The sequence below is a fragment of the Micromonospora saelicesensis genome, from assembly GCF_900091575.1.
Taxonomy (GTDB): Bacteria; Actinomycetota; Actinomycetes; order Mycobacteriales; family Micromonosporaceae; genus Micromonospora; species Micromonospora saelicesensis.
Map to the genome: position 1 here is coordinate 416,236 of NZ_FMCR01000003.1, position 22,201 is coordinate 438,436.

The 22,201-nt window shown below is 66.7% G+C and carries 25 protein-coding genes, 1 tRNA gene and 3 pseudogenes; 12 read left to right on the forward strand and 17 right to left on the reverse strand.

Translation table 11 applies throughout. The features are described 5' to 3' along the window. Positions 1 to 99 precede the first annotated feature (99 nt). Positions 100 to 876: a glucose 1-dehydrogenase gene (locus GA0070561_RS14960; protein WP_091402122.1), complete on the forward strand. Its 777-nt coding sequence runs from the start codon at positions 100 to 102 to the stop codon at positions 874 to 876. Positions 877 to 990: 114 nt separating this feature from the next. Here GA0070561_RS14960 and GA0070561_RS14965 read toward each other — a convergent pair whose 3' ends face one another. Then, positions 991 to 1,422 carry an SsgA family sporulation/cell division regulator gene (locus GA0070561_RS14965; RefSeq protein ID WP_007457244.1) on the reverse strand — a complete coding sequence of 144 codons (432 nt, stop codon included), beginning with the start codon at positions 1,420 to 1,422 and terminating at the stop codon, positions 991 to 993. Between the two features lie 294 nt (positions 1,423 to 1,716). Here GA0070561_RS14965 and GA0070561_RS33945 point away from each other — a divergent pair, with 294 nt between their 5' ends. The 4 genes and pseudogenes from GA0070561_RS33945 to GA0070561_RS34730 all read left to right on the forward strand — a co-directional run. Further along, positions 1,717 to 2,367: a PGPGW domain-containing protein gene (locus GA0070561_RS33945; protein ID WP_373861560.1), complete on the forward strand. Its 651-nt coding sequence runs from the start codon at positions 1,717 to 1,719 to the stop codon at positions 2,365 to 2,367. 50 nt (positions 2,368 to 2,417) lie between these two features. Beyond that, positions 2,418 to 2,489 (forward strand) — tRNA-Val (locus GA0070561_RS14975). Beyond that, positions 2,474 to 2,890, forward strand: coding sequence for an integrase core domain-containing protein (locus GA0070561_RS34725; protein ID WP_091402127.1), 417 nt, complete (start codon positions 2,474 to 2,476; stop codon positions 2,888 to 2,890). The genes GA0070561_RS14975 and GA0070561_RS34725 overlap by 16 nt, the downstream gene beginning before the upstream one ends. Before the next feature lie 59 nt (positions 2,891 to 2,949). Further along, positions 2,950 to 3,027, forward strand: a pseudogene (locus GA0070561_RS34730) (type II toxin-antitoxin system RelE/ParE family toxin); the annotation flags it as partial. Positions 3,028 to 3,052: 25 nt separating this feature from the next. Here GA0070561_RS34730 and GA0070561_RS33075 read toward each other — a convergent pair. The 6 genes from GA0070561_RS33075 to GA0070561_RS15015 form a co-directional block, all read right to left on the reverse strand. Continuing rightward, entirely contained in the window at positions 3,053 to 3,310 is a 258-nt protein-coding gene (locus GA0070561_RS33075; protein WP_112625574.1) for a hypothetical protein, read from the reverse strand. A 22-nt stretch (positions 3,311 to 3,332) separates the two neighbouring features. After that, on the reverse strand, positions 3,333 to 3,959 hold the full coding sequence (locus tag GA0070561_RS14990; RefSeq protein WP_091400875.1) for an EndoU domain-containing protein: 627 nt from the start codon (positions 3,957 to 3,959) through the stop codon (positions 3,333 to 3,335). 10 nt (positions 3,960 to 3,969) lie between these two features. Further along, positions 3,970 to 4,695: a WXG100 family type VII secretion target gene (locus GA0070561_RS14995; RefSeq protein WP_030488528.1), complete on the reverse strand. Its 726-nt coding sequence runs from the start codon at positions 4,693 to 4,695 to the stop codon at positions 3,970 to 3,972. 19 nt (positions 4,696 to 4,714) lie between these two features. Then, positions 4,715 to 5,029, reverse strand: coding sequence for a type VII secretion target (locus tag GA0070561_RS15000; protein ID WP_091400878.1), 315 nt, complete (start codon positions 5,027 to 5,029; stop codon positions 4,715 to 4,717). Beyond that, positions 5,029 to 5,421, reverse strand: a complete 393-nt coding sequence (locus GA0070561_RS15005; protein ID WP_091400881.1) for a YbaB/EbfC family nucleoid-associated protein — start codon at positions 5,419 to 5,421, stop codon at positions 5,029 to 5,031. The genes GA0070561_RS15000 and GA0070561_RS15005 overlap by 1 nt, the downstream gene beginning before the upstream one ends. Before the next feature lie 448 nt (positions 5,422 to 5,869). Next, positions 5,870 to 6,217: a pentapeptide repeat-containing protein gene (locus GA0070561_RS15015; protein ID WP_091400883.1), complete on the reverse strand. Its 348-nt coding sequence runs from the start codon at positions 6,215 to 6,217 to the stop codon at positions 5,870 to 5,872. Between the two features lie 323 nt (positions 6,218 to 6,540). On the opposite strand from GA0070561_RS15015, the gene GA0070561_RS15020 reads away from it, so the two are divergent. The 3 genes from GA0070561_RS15020 to GA0070561_RS15025 are packed head-to-tail and all read left to right on the forward strand — an operon-like array spanning position 6,541 to position 8,133. Continuing rightward, positions 6,541 to 7,233, forward strand: a complete 693-nt coding sequence (locus GA0070561_RS15020) for an HAD family hydrolase (RefSeq protein WP_244166237.1) — start codon at positions 6,541 to 6,543, stop codon at positions 7,231 to 7,233. A gap of 7 nt (positions 7,234 to 7,240) precedes the next feature. Further along, the gene (locus GA0070561_RS33080) at positions 7,241 to 7,483 is read left to right on the forward strand and encodes a hypothetical protein (protein ID WP_141710376.1); all 243 of its coding nucleotides are present in this window, start codon (positions 7,241 to 7,243) and stop codon (positions 7,481 to 7,483) included. A 38-nt stretch (positions 7,484 to 7,521) separates the two neighbouring features. Then, the gene (locus GA0070561_RS15025; protein WP_141710377.1) at positions 7,522 to 8,133 is read left to right on the forward strand and encodes a hypothetical protein; all 612 of its coding nucleotides are present in this window, start codon (positions 7,522 to 7,524) and stop codon (positions 8,131 to 8,133) included. Positions 8,134 to 8,159: 26 nt separating this feature from the next. Here the strand turns inward: GA0070561_RS15025 and GA0070561_RS15030 are convergent. Both GA0070561_RS15030 and GA0070561_RS15035 read right to left on the reverse strand, forming a co-directional pair. Further along, a pseudogene (locus GA0070561_RS15030) lies at positions 8,160 to 8,391 on the reverse strand (tyrosine-type recombinase/integrase); the annotation flags it as partial. A 562-nt stretch (positions 8,392 to 8,953) separates the two neighbouring features. Then, positions 8,954 to 9,262: a hypothetical protein gene (locus GA0070561_RS15035; protein ID WP_091400890.1), complete on the reverse strand. Its 309-nt coding sequence runs from the start codon at positions 9,260 to 9,262 to the stop codon at positions 8,954 to 8,956. A 1,156-nt stretch (positions 9,263 to 10,418) separates the two neighbouring features. On the opposite strand from GA0070561_RS15035, the gene GA0070561_RS15045 reads away from it, so the two are divergent. Further along, a complete protein-coding gene (locus GA0070561_RS15045; RefSeq protein WP_091400894.1) occupies positions 10,419 to 10,958 on the forward strand; it encodes a DinB family protein in 540 nt (179 codons plus the stop codon). Positions 10,959 to 11,141: 183 nt separating this feature from the next. Here the strand turns inward: GA0070561_RS15045 and GA0070561_RS15050 are convergent, their stop codons facing one another. Next, a complete protein-coding gene (locus tag GA0070561_RS15050) occupies positions 11,142 to 11,828 on the reverse strand; it encodes a Type 1 glutamine amidotransferase-like domain-containing protein (protein ID WP_091400896.1) in 687 nt (228 codons plus the stop codon). A gap of 400 nt (positions 11,829 to 12,228) precedes the next feature. Between GA0070561_RS15050 and GA0070561_RS15055 the strand changes: the two genes are divergently transcribed. Further along, positions 12,229 to 12,717, forward strand: a complete 489-nt coding sequence (locus GA0070561_RS15055; protein ID WP_091400898.1) for a hypothetical protein — start codon at positions 12,229 to 12,231, stop codon at positions 12,715 to 12,717. Between the two features lie 887 nt (positions 12,718 to 13,604). Continuing rightward, positions 13,605 to 15,629 carry an NACHT domain-containing protein gene (locus tag GA0070561_RS15060; protein WP_091400900.1) on the forward strand — a complete coding sequence of 675 codons (2,025 nt, stop codon included), beginning with the start codon at positions 13,605 to 13,607 and terminating at the stop codon, positions 15,627 to 15,629. Between the two features lie 163 nt (positions 15,630 to 15,792). Here GA0070561_RS15060 and GA0070561_RS15065 read toward each other — a convergent pair whose 3' ends face one another. From GA0070561_RS15065 to GA0070561_RS15095, 6 genes and pseudogenes are all read right to left on the reverse strand, one after another. Continuing rightward, positions 15,793 to 16,242 (reverse strand): hypothetical protein, encoded by a 450-nt coding sequence (locus GA0070561_RS15065; RefSeq protein ID WP_091400902.1) that lies wholly within the window; start codon positions 16,240 to 16,242, stop codon positions 15,793 to 15,795. Between the two features lie 368 nt (positions 16,243 to 16,610). Continuing rightward, a complete protein-coding gene (locus tag GA0070561_RS15075; RefSeq protein ID WP_208603769.1) occupies positions 16,611 to 17,048 on the reverse strand; it encodes a hypothetical protein in 438 nt (145 codons plus the stop codon). Positions 17,049 to 17,264: 216 nt separating this feature from the next. Continuing rightward, positions 17,265 to 17,759 (reverse strand): SMI1/KNR4 family protein, encoded by a 495-nt coding sequence (locus tag GA0070561_RS15080; RefSeq protein ID WP_091400906.1) that lies wholly within the window; start codon positions 17,757 to 17,759, stop codon positions 17,265 to 17,267. A gap of 235 nt (positions 17,760 to 17,994) precedes the next feature. Further along, a pseudogene (locus GA0070561_RS15085) lies at positions 17,995 to 18,213 on the reverse strand (helix-turn-helix domain-containing protein); the annotation flags it as partial. A 192-nt stretch (positions 18,214 to 18,405) separates the two neighbouring features. Next, positions 18,406 to 19,293, reverse strand: a complete 888-nt coding sequence (locus GA0070561_RS15090) for a hypothetical protein (RefSeq protein WP_091400909.1) — start codon at positions 19,291 to 19,293, stop codon at positions 18,406 to 18,408. Between the two features lie 680 nt (positions 19,294 to 19,973). Next, a complete protein-coding gene (locus tag GA0070561_RS15095) occupies positions 19,974 to 20,597 on the reverse strand; it encodes a hypothetical protein (RefSeq protein WP_208603770.1) in 624 nt (207 codons plus the stop codon). Positions 20,598 to 20,712: 115 nt separating this feature from the next. On the opposite strand from GA0070561_RS15095, the gene GA0070561_RS15100 reads away from it, so the two are divergent. Then, entirely contained in the window at positions 20,713 to 21,120 is a 408-nt protein-coding gene (locus tag GA0070561_RS15100) for a nitroreductase family deazaflavin-dependent oxidoreductase (RefSeq protein ID WP_091400911.1), read from the forward strand. 89 nt (positions 21,121 to 21,209) lie between these two features. Here the strand turns inward: GA0070561_RS15100 and GA0070561_RS15105 are convergent, their stop codons facing one another. Further along, the gene (locus GA0070561_RS15105) at positions 21,210 to 22,037 is read right to left on the reverse strand and encodes an SAM-dependent methyltransferase (RefSeq protein ID WP_091400914.1); all 828 of its coding nucleotides are present in this window, start codon (positions 22,035 to 22,037) and stop codon (positions 21,210 to 21,212) included. Between the last annotated feature and the right edge of the window lie 164 nt (positions 22,038 to 22,201).

The following is a 22,201-nucleotide window of genomic DNA, read 5'->3' on the forward strand; positions in this document are numbered from 1 at the left end:
TACGTTACCCGGCGGTAGTGCCGTCGGTCCGCGGTCCGCCCGGCATCCGCCGGCCACTCGACCGGCCGACGGCCCCCGCCGACTCGCGATGGGATGGGCATGACGCAGCTGTTTTCGGTCGAAGGTAAGACGGTCCTGGTCACCGGCGGCTCGCGGGGGATCGGGCTGATGATCGCCCAGGGCTTCGTCCGGGCCGGCGCACACGTGATCATCTCGTCGCGCAAGGCGGACGTCTGCGAGGCGGTCGCCACCACCCTGTCCGCCGAGGGCCGCTGCGAGGCCATCCCCGCCGACCTCGGCGACGACGCCGGCGCCGAGACGCTGGCCGCCGCCGTGCGCGAGCGCTTCGGCCGCCTCGACGTGCTGGTCAACAACGCCGGCGCGACCTGGGGCGCACCACTGGAGGACTACCCCGAGGCCGCGTTCGACAAGCTCTGGGCGGTCAACGTCAAGGCCGTCTTCCGGCTCACCACCGCGCTGCTGCCGGCGCTGCGCGCCGCCGCCAGCGCCGACGACCCGGCCCGCGTGATCAACATCGGGTCGATCGACGGCATCCGGGTGCCGATGATGGAGGTGTACGCGTACTCGGCCACCAAGGCGGCCGTGCACATGCTCACCCGCAGCCTCGCCCACCAACTCGCCGGTGAGCAGATCACCGTCAACGCGATCGCGCCCGGCCCGTTCGAGAGCAAGATGATGGCGTTCGCGCTCGACGACCCGGCGAGCCGGGCCGCCATCGAGCAGCAGGTGCCGCTGGGCCGCATCGGGCGCCCCGAGGACATGGCCGGCACGGCCATCTACCTCTCGTCGCGCGCCGGCGCGTACCTCACCGGGGCGGTCATTCCCGTCGACGGCGGCATCACGACGCACGGCTGAGCACCGGCCGACCCGGGGCGCACTGTCCGCGTACACCTCGGGTGTGTGCCGGGGCCGCGCGGACTCGGCAGATCCGCGCGGCCCCGGTGTGGCCGGTGTTGCCCGTTCGGGCGGTCAGCGACCGGCGAGCAGCCGGTTCACCGCCGTGTCGACGTCCAGGTGCTCGGCCTCACGGCCGCGCGGGACGACGACGTAGGTCCGTCGAAGGAAACGCACCAGGACGCTGCGCGGCACCTCGAAGAGGGCGTTGCCGTCCGGTGACGAGAGGGCCAGCGCGACGAAGTCGCCGCGCGGTGTGGCCCAGGGCCAGACCCGCACATCCCCGATGCCGGCCGGCTCGTCCAGGCCGGTGACCAGAAGTTCGCGAGCGAACGACCAACTCACCGCCTCGCCCCCTGCCGATTCGGCATGGAACAGGACATGGACCGCATACGGGTCAGCAGGGTCGTAACGCAGACTGGCACGCACCGGCAAGGCGGTGGCGTCAGGTGCGACGAGCCTTAGCGACGTCTCGACCTCTACGGTCGTCGGTCGGATGACACTCATGGACGTTCTCCCCCCGGCACCGCTGCGGAACGCGCGTGTCCCGCTTTTCCCATACTCAGGTGCTACTCCTGGCTACGCTCCGCCATACGCTGACTTCACCCAGTGGTGGGAAGGGGGACGGAAAGGCCGCGTGAATGTGAGCATTCATGTAGGATTTCCGGTTCTGCCCAGTGCGTGATCCCGCCCGGTATCGGGTGGCTCAGTCGTCGACTTACTCCGGTAACGTCCAGTCGGCCGTTGCAGTGACGGGCCCGAGCGACACTGGGGGGTGAAATGGTGACGAAGCAATCCTCAGTGGATCCGGCGGCGGCGCCCGGCCCGCCGAAAGTCGCGGTCCGAGCAGCCGAAAAGCGGGGGTACGGAGTGCCGATGGAGCAGCCCGAACCGGCCGGTCGGCCGGCGTCCGACGCCGGTCGTCCCGGTGGTGATGGCGCCGGTCGTGGTGGCGGCGCCGCCGTTGGTCGTGGCGGCGGCACCGGTGTTGGTGGCGGTGGCGACGCCGACGCTGGCCGTGGTGGCGGAGTCGCCGTGCAGGAGCGACCGCGCCGGCCCCGCTGGCGTGAGCGGATCTCGCTGACCCTCGACCTCATCCGCGCCAACCCCACCGGCCGGATCGCACTCAAGATCTTCATCGCGATCGCCGGGGCGCTGGTGGTGACGATCGGCATCGCCCTCATCCCGCTTCCCGGGCCCGGCTGGCTTCTGGTGATCGCCGGCCTGGGCATCTGGGCCGTCGAATACCACTGGGCGCGCCGGCTGCTCGGCTTCACCCGCCGCCACGTCCACGGATGGACACGCTGGGTAACGAGACAGTCGCTGCTGGTGCGAATCGTGCTCGGCTCCGTCGGCCTGATCTTCGTGGCCACGGTGGTCTGGCTGTCCCTCAAGTACAGCCTTGGCATCGACGTGGTGGCCGAGGCGATGCACTACCTCGCGACGCACTGACCCCGGATTTCCGGTCCGGTTCCACGATCGGGTAGAGTCAGTGGCGCTGAGGGCGATTAGCTCAGTGGGAGAGCGCTTCGTTCACACCGAAGAGGTCGCTGGTTCGATACCAGCATCGCCCACTCTCAGTTCCACAGGTCAGAGGCCGCTTCCCGAGTTCGGGAGGTGGCCTTTCTGCTGTCGTACAGAAGCGCACTTCAAGACACTGAAGTACCGGCCCGGCTTCCCCGACCGCTTCGACAACATCGAACAGGCCCGAACCTTCTGCCGCGACTTCTTCACCTGGTACAACACCCAGCATCGGCACTCCGGTATCGCCCGGCACACTCCGTACAACGTCCACCAAGGACACGCCGGCACCGTCCACGCGGTCCGCGCCGAGGTCCTGACCGTCGCCTACCAGCGCCACCCCGAACGATTCGTCCGTAAACACCCCGAACCAGCAGTCCTGCCCGCAGCGGCATGGATCAACCCACCCGCTCAGGAGCAGGACGACCAGCAGATTCACTCAAAGAATCCCTGATCAACCCGCCTCAAAAATCTTGACACCTTCCGCAGTCGAATCCCGAGATCTACCGTTCGGTGAATGTCGCCATCGACATGCTCGCCGAGATCGGGCCAGGTCTGGGACGCCCGCTGGTCGACACGGTGCAGGGCTCGAGGGGCCCGATCTACGCTTCGGCCGTCAGTCCGAGGTCCGGATCTGCTCCAGGTACGTCAGAGGTTCCCGGCGGAACTCCATGAGTTCCCGCAGCGCATCCTTCTCCGCCGTGGTGATCACAACGTCCTCCTCTGACAGGGCGCCGACGAGCGTCGGGATCGCCAGGTCCCAGGCCCCGGCGCCTCCGGCGGTCAGGACGATCGGCCGGTAATTCGGGCTGATCTTGGGTGCGAGCTGGTCGGTGATCCGGCGGCTGAGCCGGTAGAAATCGATGACTTCCATGGGTCTCCCGTGGGTTCGGTGGCTAGGCCGGCGGGTTGGTGGTGACGCCCTCGCCGCTGACGGGGAAGCCGCCGGAGATGCTGCCGTCCTTGTCCAGGGTAACGACGCAGGTGACGCCGTCGCGGGTGCCGCTGACGATCCAGCCGTCGCCGTGGGGACGCGCCTGAGGGCGGCTGTCGGGGTTGGCGGCGATGCTCTTGAACCAGCCCTCGACCTGCTCCTTGGTGGTGCCGGGCGGGAAGAGAGTCTTGCCGGGCTCGGTGGACGAGGGCTTGTGGTTGCCACTGCCCATGCCGTCGCCGTCCCAGATCTTGTCCATCGCCCCGTCGCCCATCTCACCGAAGCGGCGCATGTCGTACCTGGCGTCGGCGAAGTCGGGGTCGTCCCAGGGGTTGGTCCTCTTGGGCGCCTCGGGCTCGGATGTGTCGGCGCCCTTCGGGCGGCCCTCCTCGGCGCGCTTGATGCCGTGCTGCTGGGCTGGTCCCACGCGCTTGGGCATCATGCCGGGGCTGAACTTGGGACGCTTGGGGCCATCGCCGTCACCGCCGTGCGGTGGGGTGGGGCCTGAGGGGTGCTTGTGGAGGCCCGCCACAGCGAACAGGACCACCAGGACGGCGGTGGTCCGCAGAGCCGCCATGAGTTGTCGCATCGAGGGCCGCCTAGACGTCGAGGAGTGCGCGGAGGGCGGAGAGGCTGGCGATCAGGCCCATCAGCCAGCCGAAGATGCGGCCGGTCCAGCGGACGACGGCGACCGCGAGCTGGGAGGCGACAAGCGGTGTGGCGAAGCCGAGAGAGAAGACCACCTCGGCCAGCCACACCACGACCTTGGCGATGCAGTCGGCGATGAAGGCGCGCACGACCTCCCGCACTATCTGCACCACGGTTCCCGCGCCACGGGTCGCGGCACCCATGCCGGCGGCCGTGCCCGCGAAGATCCCGGCGACGTCGATGTTGATGGTGAGGATGTCGCGGTAGGCGTCGGCGGCGGCGCCCTGCCATCCGTCGAGGTCGCCGACCAGCCGCGCCTTGAGGTCCTCGGCGATGGAGAACAGCTCACTGGCCATGTTGTCCCAGGTCATGGCGTGCGTCTCGATGGTCTCGGGATCACCGGCGAGCCAGTCGAGGGCCTGCTTCAGTGGCTCGACCTGCTCGATGGCCCACTCGATGCCCATCGACAGGAGCGTGCTGAACGGGTCGATGGCGATGGCCGCCCCGTCGAGAGCGGCGCCCAAGCCCGCGATTGAGCCGTCGATCCAGCTGCCGGAGTCGATGGCGTCCTTGATGCCCATGTAGTCGTCGGCAAGCGGCAGGCCGGTCCAGCCGTCGCGGTGCGCGGCGCTGGTCGAAGGGATGTCGGAGGTCGTGGCGACCAGTGGGTTGCTCATGAGAGGACGCCGGGCCGGCTCAGGTCGCGGAGTGGAAGGAGTTGAAGCCGTCGGTGGTCGACTCCTCGGTCCGCTCGTAGGCGTCGGCGGTTTTCTTGATTCCTGCGGCGAGCAGCGCGATGTTCTCGGCGAGCATCCCCACGCCCTTGTCCTGGTCCCGGTGGCGTCCCTCCAGGATGGGCGGTAAGAACTGGCAGAGCTGCCCGTACGCCTCGTCGGCCTGGAAGATGGTGCCGCTCGCGGCCTTGACGGCGGCGAAGCGGTCGTGAATGGCCAACATGGCCGTGGCGTGCGCGCGCAGGGCCTCGACGTCGACCTCGAATCCCCCGTGCATCAGTAACGCCCCTCTTCGTCCTCGGTGTCGGCGGTCCGGAATCCGGCCAGCAGGGCCCGGCCGGTCGCCGAGTCGGCGCCGACCGTCTCCCGCACGACCTCGGCGGCGGCCTCGGCGAGCTTCACCCGCGCGTTGCGATAGGCGCCCATGATCGCCTGCTGCGTCTGCTCCAGGCCCATGCGCTGCACCCGCGCGGAGAGCCGGACGTCGGCCATCGCCCCCGTGGAGTCGACGGTGACCTCGACGATCCCGTGGGCGTCGGTGGCCGTGACCCGCAGCGCGCGCAAGCCGGCAGCGGCGGCCTGCGTGTCGGCGGCCCGGCGCAAGGCATTGGCCTGCCATGCCTCCAGGCGTTCCCGCGCATCCTCGGCGTCCAACAGCGGATTACCCATCGCGCCTCCGTTTCGGTTGCCGAGAAGGGGCTTTGGAGGCGTCAGTGTAGCCGCGGCCCGCCACACCAAGATTGCCGAGCGAATGCGGCGTGACTACTGGAACGTCGACCTGGGGACGGCGTTCGAGTTGAGCGACGTTCCGGAATCAGGGATCGACGTCGGGCAGAGCAGTGACGACGTGGCAGAACTACAGGCACTGCTGCGCCGCCCATCGGACCAGGTGCCGGTGCTCTGGCACGACCTGCAACACCTCGCCGGTGTTCTGCGGCTGCTGGCCTCCCTCGACAGGCTGCCCCCACCCTTGTGGGTGTGCGCATCCGGGCCATCATGGACGGCAGTGCAGCCGTGCTGGGCCGCTCAGCATCTCCGAAGTCGAGTCCAGCGATCCGGCAGGAAGGCCGGGCTTGCGTGGTCGACGAGCGCCAAAGTAGCGCCGGGTGCCGACACGTCAACCGGACGTAACCCCGGGGTCTGAGAGGCCGTGCGGCCAACCAATGACACGCTTGGCGGTGACGCCTCGAAGGTCGGCCCCGTGCCACCGGGCCCCGGTAACGTCCGTGCGTCCGTACTCCGGATCGTGCGTCACGACGTAGCTGAACCGCGCGTAGGACAGATCCGTGTCACGCAGGTCGGCATCCCGCAGATCGCAGCCAGCGAAGCTGACACCGCGGAGGGAGGCGCCCCGGAGGTCGACCCCACGGAAGTCACACAACTTGAATGAGTACCGATCAAGTGTGCGATGCCGAAGATCGCGACCCGCGAACGACTTCTTCGTCGCGCCGGGCAGGATGCTCATCCGCGAACCGTAGCGTGGTCGTCCGTTGCCGAACCACCAGCTTTCCACTCACTCACCTGCGAGGCATTTCGGCAGGGCAGGACAGCCGCCCGCTGGCTGTCCGACTCCGCTTGATGCGTTACGTCGTGGCTTCATTTGAAGGGTGACAGTGGGGTGAGGTCGCTGACTACGTGGCGTGAAGGCGAACGTAGCTTTCGCTTCCCACTGCCCGCCTGACGTCTGTCGCCACCCCGCGTTGCCTCACAGTCGGTCAGCGGCAGACGGGATGGCAAGCAAGGTGAAGCGGTGACAGATCTCAGTAGGATGCGCACGTGTCTCGGCCAGTGATCTTCGACCTCTTCCATACCCTGGTTCACGGTGCCGATGACGAGCGTGACCGGGTCGTTGGAGAGATGGCGCTCGTGGTCGGGGTGGCTCCGGCCGCGCTGGTCGCTGCGTACCACGCCACCTGGCGTGACCGGCTGGTCCGGTGGGACGTGGAGGAGACCGTCCGCATTCTCGCCGGACGCCTTGGCGGCACGCCAACCGACGAACAGGTGATACGGGCCGGTGGACATCGGCGAGCCCTCGCACGCCGGGTGCTGGGCGCTGTCTCGGCCGCCACTCTGGACGTGCTTGACGCCCTGCGCGACGACGGGCATCCGCTGGCCCTCATCAGCAACGCCACGTCGGAGACCGCCGAGGCATGGCCGCAGAGCCCGCTTGCCCGCCGCTTCGACGTCGCAGTCTTCTCCTGCGAAGTCGGGCTGGCCAAGCCCAACCCGGCGATCTACCGCATTGCCGCTGAACGGTTGGGCGTCGCGCCGGCAGAGTGCGTCTTCGTCGGTGACGGCGCAGACGGCGAGCTGGCCGGCGCGGCAGGCGTCGGTATGACCGTGTTTCGTACCACTGAGCACAACGACACCGACCCGAGCTGGGGCGGACGTGCGTTCGCTACCCTTGGCGACCTGCCCGTCCTGCTGCGTGAGTCAGCCGGTCTAAGTTCCGCTTCAACGTCTGACGGTCCGGTTGGGTGACAACTGGGTGACGACGGACGCGACCGAGGCCGGACACCCATGGACGCTGATGAACCGTTCGGGCAATTCAGCGCTGTTACTCGCGCAGCTCATCGCCGAGAGTTCACACCGAAGAGGTCGCTGGTTCGATACCAGCATCGCCCACTCTCAGTTCCGCAAGTCAGAGGCCGCTTCCCGAGTTACGGAGGTGGCCTTTCTGCTGTCGTACACCAGTGATGTACAGGAATGGCCAGCGGCGGGCGACGACTAGGCGAGGAGATGTCCGCCTGTGCTGTTACCTTGCCGGCCGTGAATGATCAGCTGACGTGGATCGACCGGATCATCGACGTGACCGGGTGGCGCCATGAGCCTGAGGGCGGCGCCGGCTGGGAACAGGTGGAGGCCGAGCTCGGCGTCACGCTGCCTAGCGACTTCAAGGATTTGTGCCGGCGGTTCGTGCCAGGCCTGTTCATGGGTGTCGTTGACCTATTGCGACCGAACGACGATCACGATTCGACTTCGCTACTCGCGTGGTGGAACTCCAGCCGGCGTTGGATGAGCGAGGATGACGATCCCGCCGCGCGCCTGTACGCCCCGAACGGCCTGTACGGGCCCGAGAAGGGATCCGGGCTGATCGAATGGGGTCACGACTCGTCCGGGGGTCAGTACTTCTGGCTGGCGGACCGCTCGGTGGAGTCTGATCAGTGGCCCGTGATCGCTCGGCACGACCCACCGCACCCGTGGCACCGGTTCGACATGTCCGCGACGGAGTTCGTCTACCGCATGCTCGCGGACCCGGAGCTGGAGCCGTTTTCGATGGTCACTCCGACGTGGCGGCCGTTCTATCTGCCGTACTGGCAGCCATTTCCCAGTACACCTGAGGAGTGGGAGGCTCTCGGCGACCCGAACCGCGAGAACTGAACCAGTACCTGTCTCTGCCCGGGTGGTCAGATGCCGAGCGAGCCGCCGAGGCGCTTGAGGGGTTCGGACGTCGCCTTTGATGAGACCTGCGTGTAGATCTCCATCGTCACGGAGAAGCGGGCGTGCCGGAGGACCTGCATGGCGGCTCTCCTATGGACGTCGAGGTCCGCCAAGAGGGGTGGCACAAGTTCGCCGCGCGTCGTGGACGGTGATCGGCCGGACACCGGCCTTCTCGCACCGGGTCTGCCAGGAGCGCTGGCATGAGCAGGTCGGTCGCTTCGCAATATCCGGCAGGGGCGGCGTGTCCCGCTTCAGTCCTTTGGCTTCCACCAGGCTGCGAGCAGCCCTACGACGGCGAGAAGAAAGAGGCAACTGCATCCTGCGCAGGCGGCCAGGCCTACAGGAGCGAAGGTTCCGTATTCCACCACTCGAACATAGGTGAGCCAACCTGTGTCCCGACGAGGAGGCGGTGGGGCACACCGGGGGCACAAGACTCCGTCAGGCTGCATGTGAGCACGCATCAAACACCGTTGCCGCTGGTGGGCGCGCCGGGCTCTCAGTTCGCTCGAACGCTGGGTGGATCTGACCCAGGACGACGAAGCGGATGCGAGTCCGGTCGCGGCTGGCCCCGTCCGGGACGAAGCCTCCGGCCCGCCGCGACGGACGCCAGTGGACGCGCATGTAGTGCCAGGGACCATCGCGGGTGGCTCAGGCCGAACGCCCAGACTGGTCAAAGTGCTGTGTTGGTTGCCTGGGGCCAAGGGGTCGGGGTTGGCATCCACAGGAGCATCGGTACGGGCAGTTCGTACGGCGGTGTCGCCTACTTCACCGTCTGCATCGGCTGACCGGTCAAGACGCTGTAACCGACGTTAACCAAGATCATGACGCCGGCCATTGCGATAGCTACGCCAATCAGCCGGTCCAGCAGGATGAAGCGCGCCAGACGCTCCTCGTGCGGGGCGTTTGGTAGCCAGCGCCACGGCGGAACTCGCCGTAGCACGCTCGCGGCGGACATCGACCGCCGCATGTGCCACTCCGTGACGCCGCGAAAGTTGGTGGCCAGGGCGACACCCACCAGGCTCACAGCCGGGCCCATGACGATTGCCACCACGACACGCCACATCTCCATCTGACCCTCCGGTGTGGTTACCGGATCTTAGTTGGTCACCCCGGCAGTTGGGTGACCAAGTGAGTGACGACCGGCGCGCACATCGCCGGACGACCGTGGACGCTAGCGGAGCCTCCCAACAGCTCGGTAGCCACATGAACTTGCTCCAGCCGACCCGGAATTCCCTTCGGGACAAAGGAGTCAGGCTCTGCCAGCCCTCCGGTGGTGTTTCCGTGCGTAGATGAGGGCAGCCAGGCCAAGAATTGCCAGAGCGCCGGCGACCCATGGTGCGATCTGAAACCTCTGCTCGAACGCGAGGGCTTCCGCGGTCTCCTGCTGGATAACCTCGGGCGTCGGGTCCTGATCAGGCGAGGTGATTCCGTTCCAGAACGTAAGGCAGGGAAGCAGACACGAGGCCAACATCAGGAGGACCCCGACGACCGTCAGCAAGCGCACGAGACACCGCGACAGGCTCCTACAGCCCGCCGGAAGGAAGTTGCCGGTGGGCCGCAGGCGAGATCCGGAACATGCGCGGCATGATCAAGCGTTTCGCTGTGAAGCTGGCGGACGTATGCCCTGGAGGAACGACGGCAGCCTGAGCCAGCGCTATACCCTTCCTAAACCGTGTGTCGGTCCAACTGGCCCGCATGCACCCGGAACAGGCACTGTCCGTCCTCGGCTTCGACCCCGTGCGTTGCGGTTGAGACGACGAGCGCACCGCCATCTCGGCCGACAATGCTGCACAGCATGTGGACAGGCGCAGGCAGGCGAGCCTCAAGCGCGAGCTGTCAGCCGTGAAGACCGGGACCTTGTCGACGAAGTACCACGACGTGTTGTTGACGTCGACGAGGCGTACCCGCACCCAGCCCGGAAAGTCGTGGCTGATCCACGAAACTGTTTCGCAGCGGAGGTGGGCTTCTTCGGGAGTCACGGATCGATCGTGCGGGGTTGCCTGTGGCGGTGGCAACAGTGCCGGACGCCTGCCGTCGCCGACTCCGACAGCAACGATCCCGGTCCGCCGGCTACCGACTTTGAACCTCCGCCTGAAGACGCAGATGCGGCAACATTCTCTTGTGGCCGATGAGCGGGCGGTGACCGATTTCCGCCTGATGGCCCTCCGAGTTGGGGCACCGCAACTCGCTTGACTGGTGCGGTCGGCCCGCGATTGGGTGGCGCCGTGAGCAAACTGTGGACCGCCCCCGGCGGCGACCCCAGGACCTTCGGTCAGCCTGTCGGCGAAAAGGCGACCTACCGGGAGTACCTCGGCAACTATCGTCTGACCATAGAGATGAAGTGCGACGGACTGGACGCCGAGCAGCTCGGCCGACGCTCGGTACCGCCCAGCACCCTGACCTTGCTCGGCCTGGTCCGCCATTTGGCTCAGATGGAGAACCACTGGTTCCAGTGTGTGCTGCAAGGGCGGACCGACGCACTGGGCCTTTACAAGCACGAGGACGACCCGGATTGGGACTTCGGGGGCGCGGTCCCCGACCCAGCGGTGGTGAAGGACGCCTTTGCAACCTGGAAGGCCGAGATCGCCAAGGCCGACGAATGGCTCGACGCCCTCGAGGAGGCCGACCTGGGCCGCGAGGTGCCGGTCGACGGTGGCAGCCACGCCATCCGCGACGTGCTTGTCCACGTAATCGAGGAGTATGCGCGGCACGCTGGCCACGCCGACCTCCTGCGTGAGTGCATCGACGGGCGAACCGGCCTCTGATCCACCGGGGCGGTGGGTCAGCATAAGGACCGGCGTCAGGATGCAACCTCGCCGTGAGGAACGGCGGTGAAGCAGAACCGGGGCGGCCCGTAGCCAGTGAGTGACGAACTGGGTGACGATCACGACGGACACCCGTGAGTTGTGGACCCGCCCTGTCGAGGGCTGGCTCGGTTGACGTCCCGGTCAGGGGTTGATCAGTCTCCAGTCTCCTTCGGAGATGACCTCAACGGTGCCATCGACCACCTTGATGGCGGTGTTGTCGTCGATGGCGTAAGTCGGGACCGGGATTCCGGACGCCCACTTCTGGATGTTGGACAGCTCGGTGTCCTCCATGTCCGGATGATTGAGGTGGGGGTACAGCGTGAAATCCACCAGCCCCAGCGCCCGGTCGGCGCCCTGCGCCATGTCGCTGCCGTCCGGGACGAACTGAAGGTCGAATTCGGCGTCGCAGTTGTACGGGGTGACCGCGATGCTCCCGGCGCTGACCCCCACATAAACCGTGTCACTCAGCGACGGCAGGAGGTCGGCCAGGCCCGACTGGCGCAGCCAGTAGGTCAGGTACAGCACATCGCCGCCCCAGACCAGGAGGGCATCGGCCTCCCGGACCGCGGGGACCCAGTTCTCTTCTCGAATGGTCGGCAGCGCGGTGAGCTCCAACAACCCCAGGGACTTCCAACCGAGCTGGGACAGCGGGATCGAAGCCTGGCCGTGGACCGCCTTCCACGCCCTCTCGCCTCCGCCGGAGAAGGGGTAGACACCGGTGGGCACGAACAGGGCGGTGGACTCGGCGATCGGCTTGCCCAGCAGGTCGACGAGCGCGTCGGAGATGCTCGGGTTGCAGATGCCCGACGACGTAAGAAGAAACTTCATCAAATCAGCTCTCCTAAAGCCACCGCATGGCGGCGATCATGTTGCCAATGAGAACCAGCGCCCCGGCTCGCTGACCTGAGCGACACATCGATGGAGCATTCGCTGGCGGCCGTGCAACCGTCAACTGCCTCCGCCCGCGCGACGACACAGGTCCGATGCCACGCCCTCCCTGCCTTTGTTCGCCAGTTCGGGTCCCACCTTCCCGGTTGTCTCGCCAGCCCACCAGCATCCGTCCGTGCGTCAAGGTCCGCTTGACGTAGCCCCGGGCGGTGGCCCGCTCGCTGGAGGGCGGGTCGGCGGCAGACGGGACGGCAACAGCGCGCGGTCTGTGGGCGTGCGCCGATGCGGGCCCGACTCAACAAGGGCTGCAGGATCACCACCGGTCAGCCAGCATGACGGGGTGCCTGACCTTGTGTGGGACGACGTCAAGAACTTCTTCGACCCGAACCTGATGGGTGCGTTGCCGGACGTGCGTGTCGAAGATGCTTCGGTAGAGGACTGGCAGGCGGTGTTCGACCTGGTCCAGACGCAAGGCTGGAAGTGGGAGTACTCAGTGGGTGAGGCGGTCGTACCGCTTCCTTCAGCAACCGATGTGCTGGCGCGATCTGTTGACGATGAGCTGCCGATCCTGCGGGTGTGGCCGGCTCCTGGTGTCCAGATCAACTTCTGGCCATACTCCGCGCTCGAGATCGACTTCGACATCGACCTGCGGGAGCTGCAAGGTCAGCAGCGGCTGAACATGCTGTGCGGGTTCTTTGCAGCGATCGGTCGCAGGCTTGGCAAGCCGGTCTTGATGGCTTCCGAGGGTGACTACCAGCATCCGGTGCTCGGCTTTGATGTCGAAGCCGACCGTGTCGTGCTGCTGGCCGATCCACGGTTGGCCGGCTAGGCACGGTGCTGTCCGTTGGTGGGGGACCAACTGGGTGACGATCGGTGCGGGCAACCGAGGACGCCTACTGACGCCGCCGTGTCGAAGACTGCCGCCTGCGCCCCCTCTTGATCAGGGCAACGAACACGCCGGCACACACAAGCGAACAGGCTCCCATGACTACCGCCGCGAACGGATCACTTTTCGGGGCTGACCAAATTCCCACCGATGTAATCCCGAACAAGATGGCAAGAAAGGGTAGCATCACGCGTGCCGCAGCACGGTGATGACGCCGATTGTGCGCGGCGTCGATCCGCCGTTGCTCGGCAGTGAGGTCCTTTTCCCGAGGGGTGTTGAAGGGCCAGTTGGCAACCCAGGCTATTGCAACCAGCCCTCCAACAACAAACAGCACGGTAACGACGGCTTTGAAGAGCATGCTCGACCTCCAGAAGCCGTCAGTCCATGACAGAGCCGAAGGCGTTGGTAAAGGGCATCATGGTCGGCGGGGGCCTTGGGTAGGAATGTGCGGGATGATAGTGACTGGTAAGCCGATGATCTGTAAAGCGGGGCCGTCTGCGAGTGCGGTCAGGACTGGTCCGAGGATCCTTGGCGCCCACCCCACCCGGCGGGGCGGCTGTCGACAGCAACGACGCGGCACGAGGAAAGCCGCCGACTGCTGCCTGGTGCATCAGCCGGATGTCGCTCGACCTAGGTCCTGGTAGGACGCTCGGCAGGCCAAGACCAGCCGTCCGGCGGCGTCGGGGAGGACTTGGCGTTCACGCCGTGGCGCTTGTGCTCGCCGGGGTATTCCAGCTTCACCCTGCGATGCAGATTCGCCGTGCAGCCATCAGCTATCGTCGGAGAACGACCTGAGAAGGAATCGACATGCCTCCGTCTCCAGCGCTGCGATGACCCGGTCCGGACGACAGCAGATACTGCGTTGGACGGCCGCTGTGCTCACGGTGCTCGTCGGCGTAGTCCTCGTGGTCACCGTTATCCGGTTCATCCCGGCCTACCGGGCTGAACCGACGCTCTCCGGCCAGTCCGGCTACCTGGGCACGATCCTTGGCGCGGTGGCTCTGCTTGTCGTGATGGTGCAGTGCCTGCGCTGGCTGGCCCGTCGAGAGGAGCCACTCGGGCTGCTCGCGCGACTGCAACTGAAGGTCGCCAGCGACGTCGCCGCCCGGGCCGCGCAGATGCGCCGGACCGCAGAGGACATCGACCTGGCGTACGGGGCAGGCGGCGAACCCGGTACGACGCTGCACGCCCTCGCCGACGGGCTGCGGCACCGGCAGACACGGGTGGTCCTCGTCGCCCACCCCGGCCGCGGGAAGTCGTACAGCACGCTGCGGATCGCGCTGGAGTTGGTCGACGAGGATCCGCGGGTGCTTCCACTGGTCGTGCCGTTGAGCCGCTGGACCGGTCAGAACGACATCACGGCCTGGCTAGCCGCCTTCGTCGCGGTCGAACTCAACGTGTCCCGCCGATCCGCCCGGGAGCTGATCGAGTCGGGCGACGTACTTCCCCTCCTCGACGGACTCGACGAACTCTGCAGCACGGAGGAGGCCGTGGAGCCGGCCGAGTGGTTCCTCCAGCGGCTCGTCGAGTGGCGGCTGCGCGGCAAGCGACCGCCGTTCCTACTCACCTGTCGCCAGACCACCTGGCGGGCGATCCGGGCGGACCTGCGCGACCATCACACCTTGACCGCGTACACGGTTCGGCCGGTCGGCTACGCCGACGCTACGACCTACCTGTCGCGCTCCATCGGCGGCACCGATCGCTTCCCGGTGGCGGAAAGCCTGGCCGAGTCGTTGCGGGACGCCGGCCAGGTGAAGGCGCTGAAAAGCCCGTGGCAGCTCAGCATGGTGGCGGAGCTAGCCCGCAACCGGCGGGCGGTCGGCGGTTCAGCCGGGCAACTGGTCACCGGCGCGGAGACGGCTGATGTCAGGTCGCTGGTGGCGCGCTACGTGGAATCAGTCGTCCTGACAGGCCCAATGTGGCGCCGCCTCCGCAACGTCGCCGACCTGTACTGGCTGTCGCGGTACGCACGCTACCTGGAACACAATCGCGTGACCCAGGCCAGCTTCGCAGGACGGATCTTGCCGTCCCGCGACATCGTGCTGCACCGACTTTGGCCGATCGCAGGCCGCCGGGCACCACGCTTCGTGGACTTCGCCATGTGCGTACTGTTGTCCGCGCCCGGCTTCGTCTGGCTGACTCTGATCCTGTGGCCACGCGGGTGGCTCGGCCGCGGTGTCCTGCTTGTCGGCGCTCTGACCTGGGTGGCGATGCTGGCGCGGACGAGCACGAAGCCGTGGGTGCCCGCGGCCACCCCCGACTGGTCCCGCCTGGGCAATCCGCGGTTCTTCTTGCCGCAGGCAGCAACGGCCCTGCTTATCGGCGCCGCCGCCTGGGTGCTCCTTGGCCCGCTGGTCGGGCTGATCGGATTCGCCACCTCGTGGCTCGCGATCGGGCTGACCGTCGGGTTCGGACAGACCCTGGCTACCGATGCACGCCCGGAAATCGTCGGCCCGCTCGGCGTCCTGCGCCACGAGCGCACGGTATCCCGACTCTCCGCGGCGGTCGTCTGCCCGGCAGTGGTGTGGGGCTTCAGCTACACCTGGGGTTTGTGGCCCGGCGCCGTGCTGGGTATTGGTTATTGCGTAATTGTCGGCGAGACGGTCGCCTGCGCGCTCTGGCGGCGCTACCTGGCGATGATCGTCGCCTCGGCGTTCCGGATGCCTCCGGCACCGGCCCGCTGCCTGCAGCGAATGTGCGCGTTCGGCTTCCTGCGCCCAGCTGGCATCTCGTATCAGTTCCGCCACGACGACCTGCTGTCGCACTTCGCCCACCGGCACGACGCCCGTGAACACCTGCGTCGGGTGAGAGCCCGGACGGGCGCTCGTCAACAGGCTGGACCGCCAGTCGAGTGAGCCAGCGCAAATTTAAGATCAGCGCAGAAGCTCGAATCCCCCGGCAACATCCTGATCAGGTCATCTCGTGGGCACGGGATGCGGGAGTGGCATTCGACACCGATCTGTCACGCAGACACGTCCGGCTGGACGGTCTTGGATGTTGCGCTCAGGCTTCTGGTGTTCAGTCCCAGAAGTTGAACAGCAGTTCGCCGACGGTGGTCGGTTTCCAGTAGTTGACCTGGTCGTGTTCGTGCGGGCTGAGAGCGCTCAGGTCGACCTGTGACAGGGGGGTCTGTAGCTGCTCGGCGGTGAGGGGCTGGGCGTCGGTCAGGTTGGTGAGAGCGGCGGCGAGGTCGGTGTGGTTGACGAACGTGGTGGTGACATCGTCGTTGGTGTGGGGGCGGGCGAAGGCGATGATCGGCAGCGTGGTGTGTCGCAGCACCGCGATGTGGTGCTGGGCGTCGGTGATATCGACTGTGTGAAAGTTGGGCGTGACGTCGGCCGGAGTGACGCCGGTGACGGCGGCGTCGATGGCGCGGGCGGCGTGGTGACAGACGGCGGTGAAGGCTTCGAGGTCCGCTTGGACGTCGTGCGGCAGGTTGAAGCCGGTGGCTCCGGGCGGCAACTTCATGGTCGGCTCCGTTGTCGTCGCGGTCCGTGGGCTATCCGACGCGTCTTAGGCCGCGCTGGTTCGGGCTAGGGCATGCCGCCGGATCCACTCGTCACGCCAGCATTGAGAGCCTGACCCTCGTCACCACCACCGCCCTTACCGCGAAGACTGCCACGGCGACGCCGACGGCTCTCGCGGGCACTATGGCGGATCGCCATGCGCGCAGTAGCCAGTTCCATCTTTCTCTTGTCCGCTGTGGACGGCGCTCTGTGCCAACGCCGTGTTACCAAGACGACGACGACCATCACGAGGACGACCAGTAGAGGCAAAGCGAGCCACGCGAGGCGAATCCCGGCCATAGTTGGAGGGTAGAGGCATCAGTCCGGGGGTCAAGGTGTCTCGTCGACGGTCGGCAAAGCCTCGGCCAGATCGCCGACGAGCTTCTTGGGCCGCCGATGCCACCACCAGCCCATTCCAGGAGTGATCTGGTGGTAGCGGCCTACTGCGCGGCCGCCATCCTCAATCGTGGCGGCTCCGAAACGCTCGTCCAGCGGTTGCAGCATCTCGTGCCAGCATGACCGGACGGGGTGAGTGACCTGGGGCCATACCTTGGCTAACCAGTCTCTGCAGTAGAGATCATTTGTGTACTCATCAACGAGGTCGGAGTAGCCCCGCTCAACCTGGGCGACGAGCCACGCCCATTTGCCGATCATTTCCTCGATCGTGAACTCCTTGCGCCACCCTTGCTGATGGAGCGCCGCACTGGCGGTCCGGACGGACTCCAAGTCCTCGGTGCTCAAGTGGCTGTCATCAGGGCTCAAGTCCACATCGGGATGCTAGACAGGCCGTGGGTCCACCGGCGGCAGCCGGGGGCGCACATCGGGCACAAGGTGCCGTGAAGCGGCAACCAGTCATCAACGACGTGGGCCCAGGAGCAACCGTGACATGCGTGCCGACCAAGCTGCCGCAGGTCATCGGAGATGCCATTCATGTTCCGCTTCACCGTCTGACCGGCTCCGCTGGACCCGTCGGGGACTCGGCGCTCAGTCCTCGACGTCGTACTCGGACTCGTCGACCAGGCCCGTCACGAAGGTCTCGAAGTCGGGGGCGAGGACCGTGATCTGGTAGTTCCACTCCTGGTCGACGTGTACGACGGCGGGCTCGCCGGACGAGCGGTAGTCGAGGGCGATCATGTCGTGACCCGCCGACGGACAGTCGGCAATGTAGATGCCGATGTCGGGGTAGCCCCATTCCGCTACCCAGAACCCGCTGCCGAGTTCGCCACGAAGGCTGAACCGCGCAGCTCGACCAATCGACGCCAACGTGTACACGCCAACGTGGTCTTCGGCCCAGGAGGTTCGGCTGGGTGCGGGGTGGGCATCATGGGCGAACGAGCCGCCGTTGTGTCGACGGGCCAGGTCGACGTACGCGGTGGGCAGCTGGTAGCCAAGCTGCGCTTCCACCGCCCGCAGAACCGCGTCGGTTAGCGGGTCCTCCAGCGGACCGGAGCCGTCGAAGACAGTTGCGGGATCGAGCACGGGTCGACGGTAGTTGGCCGGTGTCGGTTCTGAAGCGCCGGTAGCCCCGCTGCCCTCGACAGCAACGCGGACGCGCAGGACGGAGCGCCCAGAAACCAGCCGTTGGCTGCGTTGAGCCTAAGCGATGTCTCGTAACTCGATGCAGGCGTTCCCGTGACCGGTTCCCCGGTCAGCCTCCCGCAGCGATGTTGTGGAGGTGGGCGATGCCGGCTGCGGTGGTGGCCAGGGTTCGGGCAGTGGGTATCAGGGTGCCGTCGACGATCGCGACCTGGTCTTTCGGTCGGCGACGCACCGGCGCCAACGCCAGCAGAGGGCCGATCGTGTCGATGACCCGGTGCGCCGCGGAGTGCGACACCCCGAACAGCGGGCCGAGTTGGCGCATGGTCAGGTTGGTGCGCCAGTACACGGCCACCAGCAACACCCGGTCCGGCAGATTCAGGGCCCAGGGCCGACCCGCATCTGTACCAGAAAGCATGGTGGAAGCGGGATCGTGATAGTCGGTCGTACGACGTGGAACCCACCGTCTTCGCCCGGCGGGGCACCGCAATATCTCATCCCGCCTCTGCGTGGGGGCATCACAACGGGCAACCATCGAGCGCAGGTGGCGTGGTGGTCGCAGGGCTGAGGAGGTTGTCGCCGTTCGCCGTCAATCGCACTCAGAGGCGACCGGCTCGGATTTTTTCAGCTCGGTGGCGCTGGCCAACGTGTACGCGGACACGCGGCTGCCACCGCTGCCGATGGACCGGAATGGCTCGGCGGGTGACCCGATCTCCTTCGTGAACGTGCGGCCCTCCGCAACGTACTTGATGCGCAGGCCCCATTCGTAGTAGGCGGCGTCGCACGCGGACGCGTCGATCCGGACTTCAGCCGGGTCGTCGCGCTCGACGTGGAACGAGGGCCCCAACGGCTCACGCCGCGTGTTCGGGAGCGGGTCTCCGGGCTCGTCGGTCGGCAAGCCCTGGTCGGTGAACGTTTTCCGATCAAGGTTCAGGTCGAACACACGTGAGTAGCTGTCACCGCCGCAGCCACCCAGCGAGTCGTACACCCACGCGGGCAGCATGGGCGTGGTCCGGAAGAACAGCGGTTTGATCTCCTCGATCTGAACCGTGGAGTCGTCGACCACCGTCATGGTGAGGTAGAGATGGCCGGTTCCGAACGAGGCTCCGCCTTTGTTGACCATCGTCGTCCGGAAGTCCTCGGTGGATGACGGAGGTACCAAGTCTGGGGTCAGGCCGCCTTTGAGCATGGCGGTCAGCGTGGAGCCGTCGCAGTTACGGATCGTGGGCCAGCCGGGGTTCACTGCCAGCGGATCGGCGGCCGGCGGAGGTAGCGGCGGAGCCACCTGGCAGTTGTTGCCCGTCCCGCCCTGGATGACGCAGTTGCCGGACTCGGCCTGCACGTTTCCGCTACCGGCCTGGACGTTTCCGCTACCGGAGCGGATGTCGGTACCGCCGTCCGGCTTGCTCGATGCGGTCTGCAGGACATAGATGATCACAGTGACGATCACGCCGATCAAACCGATGATCGCGCCCACGGCCTGCCACCAAGGGCGGCCGAGGAGTTTTGCGGAGTTCGACGTTGAAGGCTGCGTGCTCTGGCCAGGCGATTCCACAGTAGCCCTTCTTCGCTGAGGTGACCGATTAGCCCACGACAGATACCGGAAAGCCATCAACTTACCGACAGTTTTGACATTGAACGGCGGAGATGCGGCACGGAGAGGTGATGCCGCCAGGCCCGGACGGGCAAGCCGTGGTGTCGGGTGGCGCACGAGGCGAACACATCAGGAACCAAGTGGCTCGTGTCAAACGTCCGGAGCCGGCGGTGCCGTCATGTCGGCCACAGGAAGGTTGATGCGTCGCCGATCGGGTGCGTCGCCGCATCACCCACTCGACGGTAACAGGTGCTGTCAGTCGTTGTTGGAGCGTTGTGAGACCTCTGAAGTGTTCGCCGCAGCTCACAGACGTCGGTTTGAGGGTGCGGAACTCCAGGCCTCATAACGGCCTCGGGATTACCGGGGGTTCCGCCCGCTGCCGGGCCGAAGGATCTACGGCCGACGCGGAGCCGGGCGTCTCGGGTGCCACGCTGTTGATGCAGGTACGGCCAGTTGCGTTGTTGCTGACCGTTTCATGATGGCCATCTTAGGAACCCGAGATCGGCGTCGTGGCGGCGTTCCACGACCACGCCTACACCGACGAACGAGCGAGTCCGGCGCGGTCAGCCAGCACCTCGGTGCCGGTCGACGATGGCGTTGTCGGGATGAGCGCGAACGATGCGGAGCACCTCGGAGACCAGTGGGCGCAGCTCTGGTGGATTATCTTCGAGGCGAAGGTTCAGCAGGGTGATGATGCGGCTGCGGACTCCCGGGTGGTCGTTGGCCAGACATATGCGCAGCCCGGTTTCCTGGAAGGCATGCCTCAGGTCGGTGGACGGATCGTCCCCCGTTTCGCTGCCCGTGACGCGCAGGTACGTGCAGTACCAGGCGTCGGCCGCACCGATGATCTCGTAGTTGGTTCCCGTTCGGAGATATTTGAGGAGCCTGGTCTGGACGCGTCGGCGGCCGAAGGCGGCGAGCGCTGGTCTGATGTGTCGTTGAGTGTGACTTGGGTCCGGTTCGTAGACGGCCGCGAGCATCAGCGGTTCGAACATCTCCTCGGGTTGAGGCGGTACCGCCTCCCGCATGATCATCAGGGCCACGCTGCATTGCCAGTGCCGCCGGGCCCGCGGGTCTTTCCGCTCGTCGCCGGAAGGTGCTGGCGGCGCCGCGAGGTTGAGCAGGTTGAGTACGTCGACCAGAGCCCGTTCGTACCGGTCATAGCGCTCGAAGCGACCCTCGCCCACGGCCGAGACTCTACGTCGGCGAATGTGACGACTGCAGTCGGCGCAACCGAGCAGCGGGCGCCGGGGACTGTCAGAATCGTGTCGACGGAACCGGTGCGCGGACGCGGGGAGAAGCATGAGCGACTTCAACGACAAGATCATCGCGGAGTTTCGCGCCAACGGTGGGCAGGTCGGCGGTCAGTTCGCCGGCGCTCCGCTGCTGCTGTTGCACACGGTCGGTGCCAAGAGCGCCCAGCCTCGCGTGAGCCCGATGATGTATCAGAAGGTGGACGGCGGCTATGCCGTGTTCGCCTCCAAGGGCGGTGCGCCCACCAACCCCGACTGGTACTACAACCTGCTCGCCAACCCGAAGGCCCAAGCGGAGATCGGTACGGACAAGGTCGAGTTGGTCGCCAGAGTTGCCACCGGGGACGAACGGGAACGGATCTGGAGCGCGCAGAAGGCCGCGTATCCAGGCTTCGCCGACTACGAGCGCAAGACCACCCGCCAGATCCCCGTCGTCGTACTGGAACCTGCGCCGTAGGCAGCGACGGTACGACCCCAGTTCAGTTCTGACGCGTGGATCCGTCGGCGGGCGCGCGCCCGCCGACGGACCTCAACGGCAGACGGCGCCTACGGTTTGCGGGCGAGGAGCCCGACGAAGGTGTGATAGGTGTCGGTCTGCACCGCAGCCGGCGCGTCCGGCTCTGGACGCCACTCGGCCAGCGGCACCAGTCCCGGCTCCAGCACCGTCAGCCCGTCGGCGAACGAGAGGATCTCGTCGTCCGTACGCCAGCGGCCGGTGCCCAACGATTCGTTGAAGATCCGCTCGACTTCGCGGGCCTTGCGGGAGCCTTCCGGGTCTCGCTCGCCCGGGTCGCGGAAGTGCGAGATCGCCACGTAGCTGCCGGAGGGTAGGGCGTCGATCAACGCGGCCGCCACCGCCTTCGGGTCCTCGTCGTCGCCGAGGTGGTGCAGGATCGCGAAGAGCAGCAACCCGATCGGCCGGTCGAAGTCGAGGAACCGGCGTACGTCCGGGTGGTTGAGGATCACCTGCGGCTCGCGGATGTCCGCCTGGATCACCGTCGCGGTGCCCTCCGCGGCGAGCAGGGCCCGCCCGTGCGTCAGAACTATCGGGTCATTGTCCACGTAGACCACCTGAGCCTTCGGGTTCTGCTCGGTGGCGACCTCGTGCACGTTGCCCTGGGTGGGCAGCCCCGATCCGATGTCGAGGAACTGGTCGATGCCCGCCTCGCTGACGAGGAAGCGAATCACTCGACGCAGGAAGGCCCGGTTCGCCTGGCCGGCTGCCGGCCCGTCCGGTGTGATCCGCAGGGCGTGCTCGGCGACCTTTCGGTCGACCTCGAAGTTGTCCTTGCCGCCCAGGAAGAAGTCATAGACCCGGGCCACGCTGGGAATGTTGGGGTCGATACCGGGGGGTGCCGCCTTGTCGCGGGTCACAGGCGTCTCCATTCGATGGGGATTGGCGCAGGTCGAGGTCTGCGGCGGTGCCGGCGTTCCGGCGAGTGTAACGATCGCGAGGGTTGTATTTTGCCCCACTGGTATCGCTCCCAGTGAATCGTCCCCTCGGTATTGGCGTCACACCGGTCGCTGTCGGCAGTCGG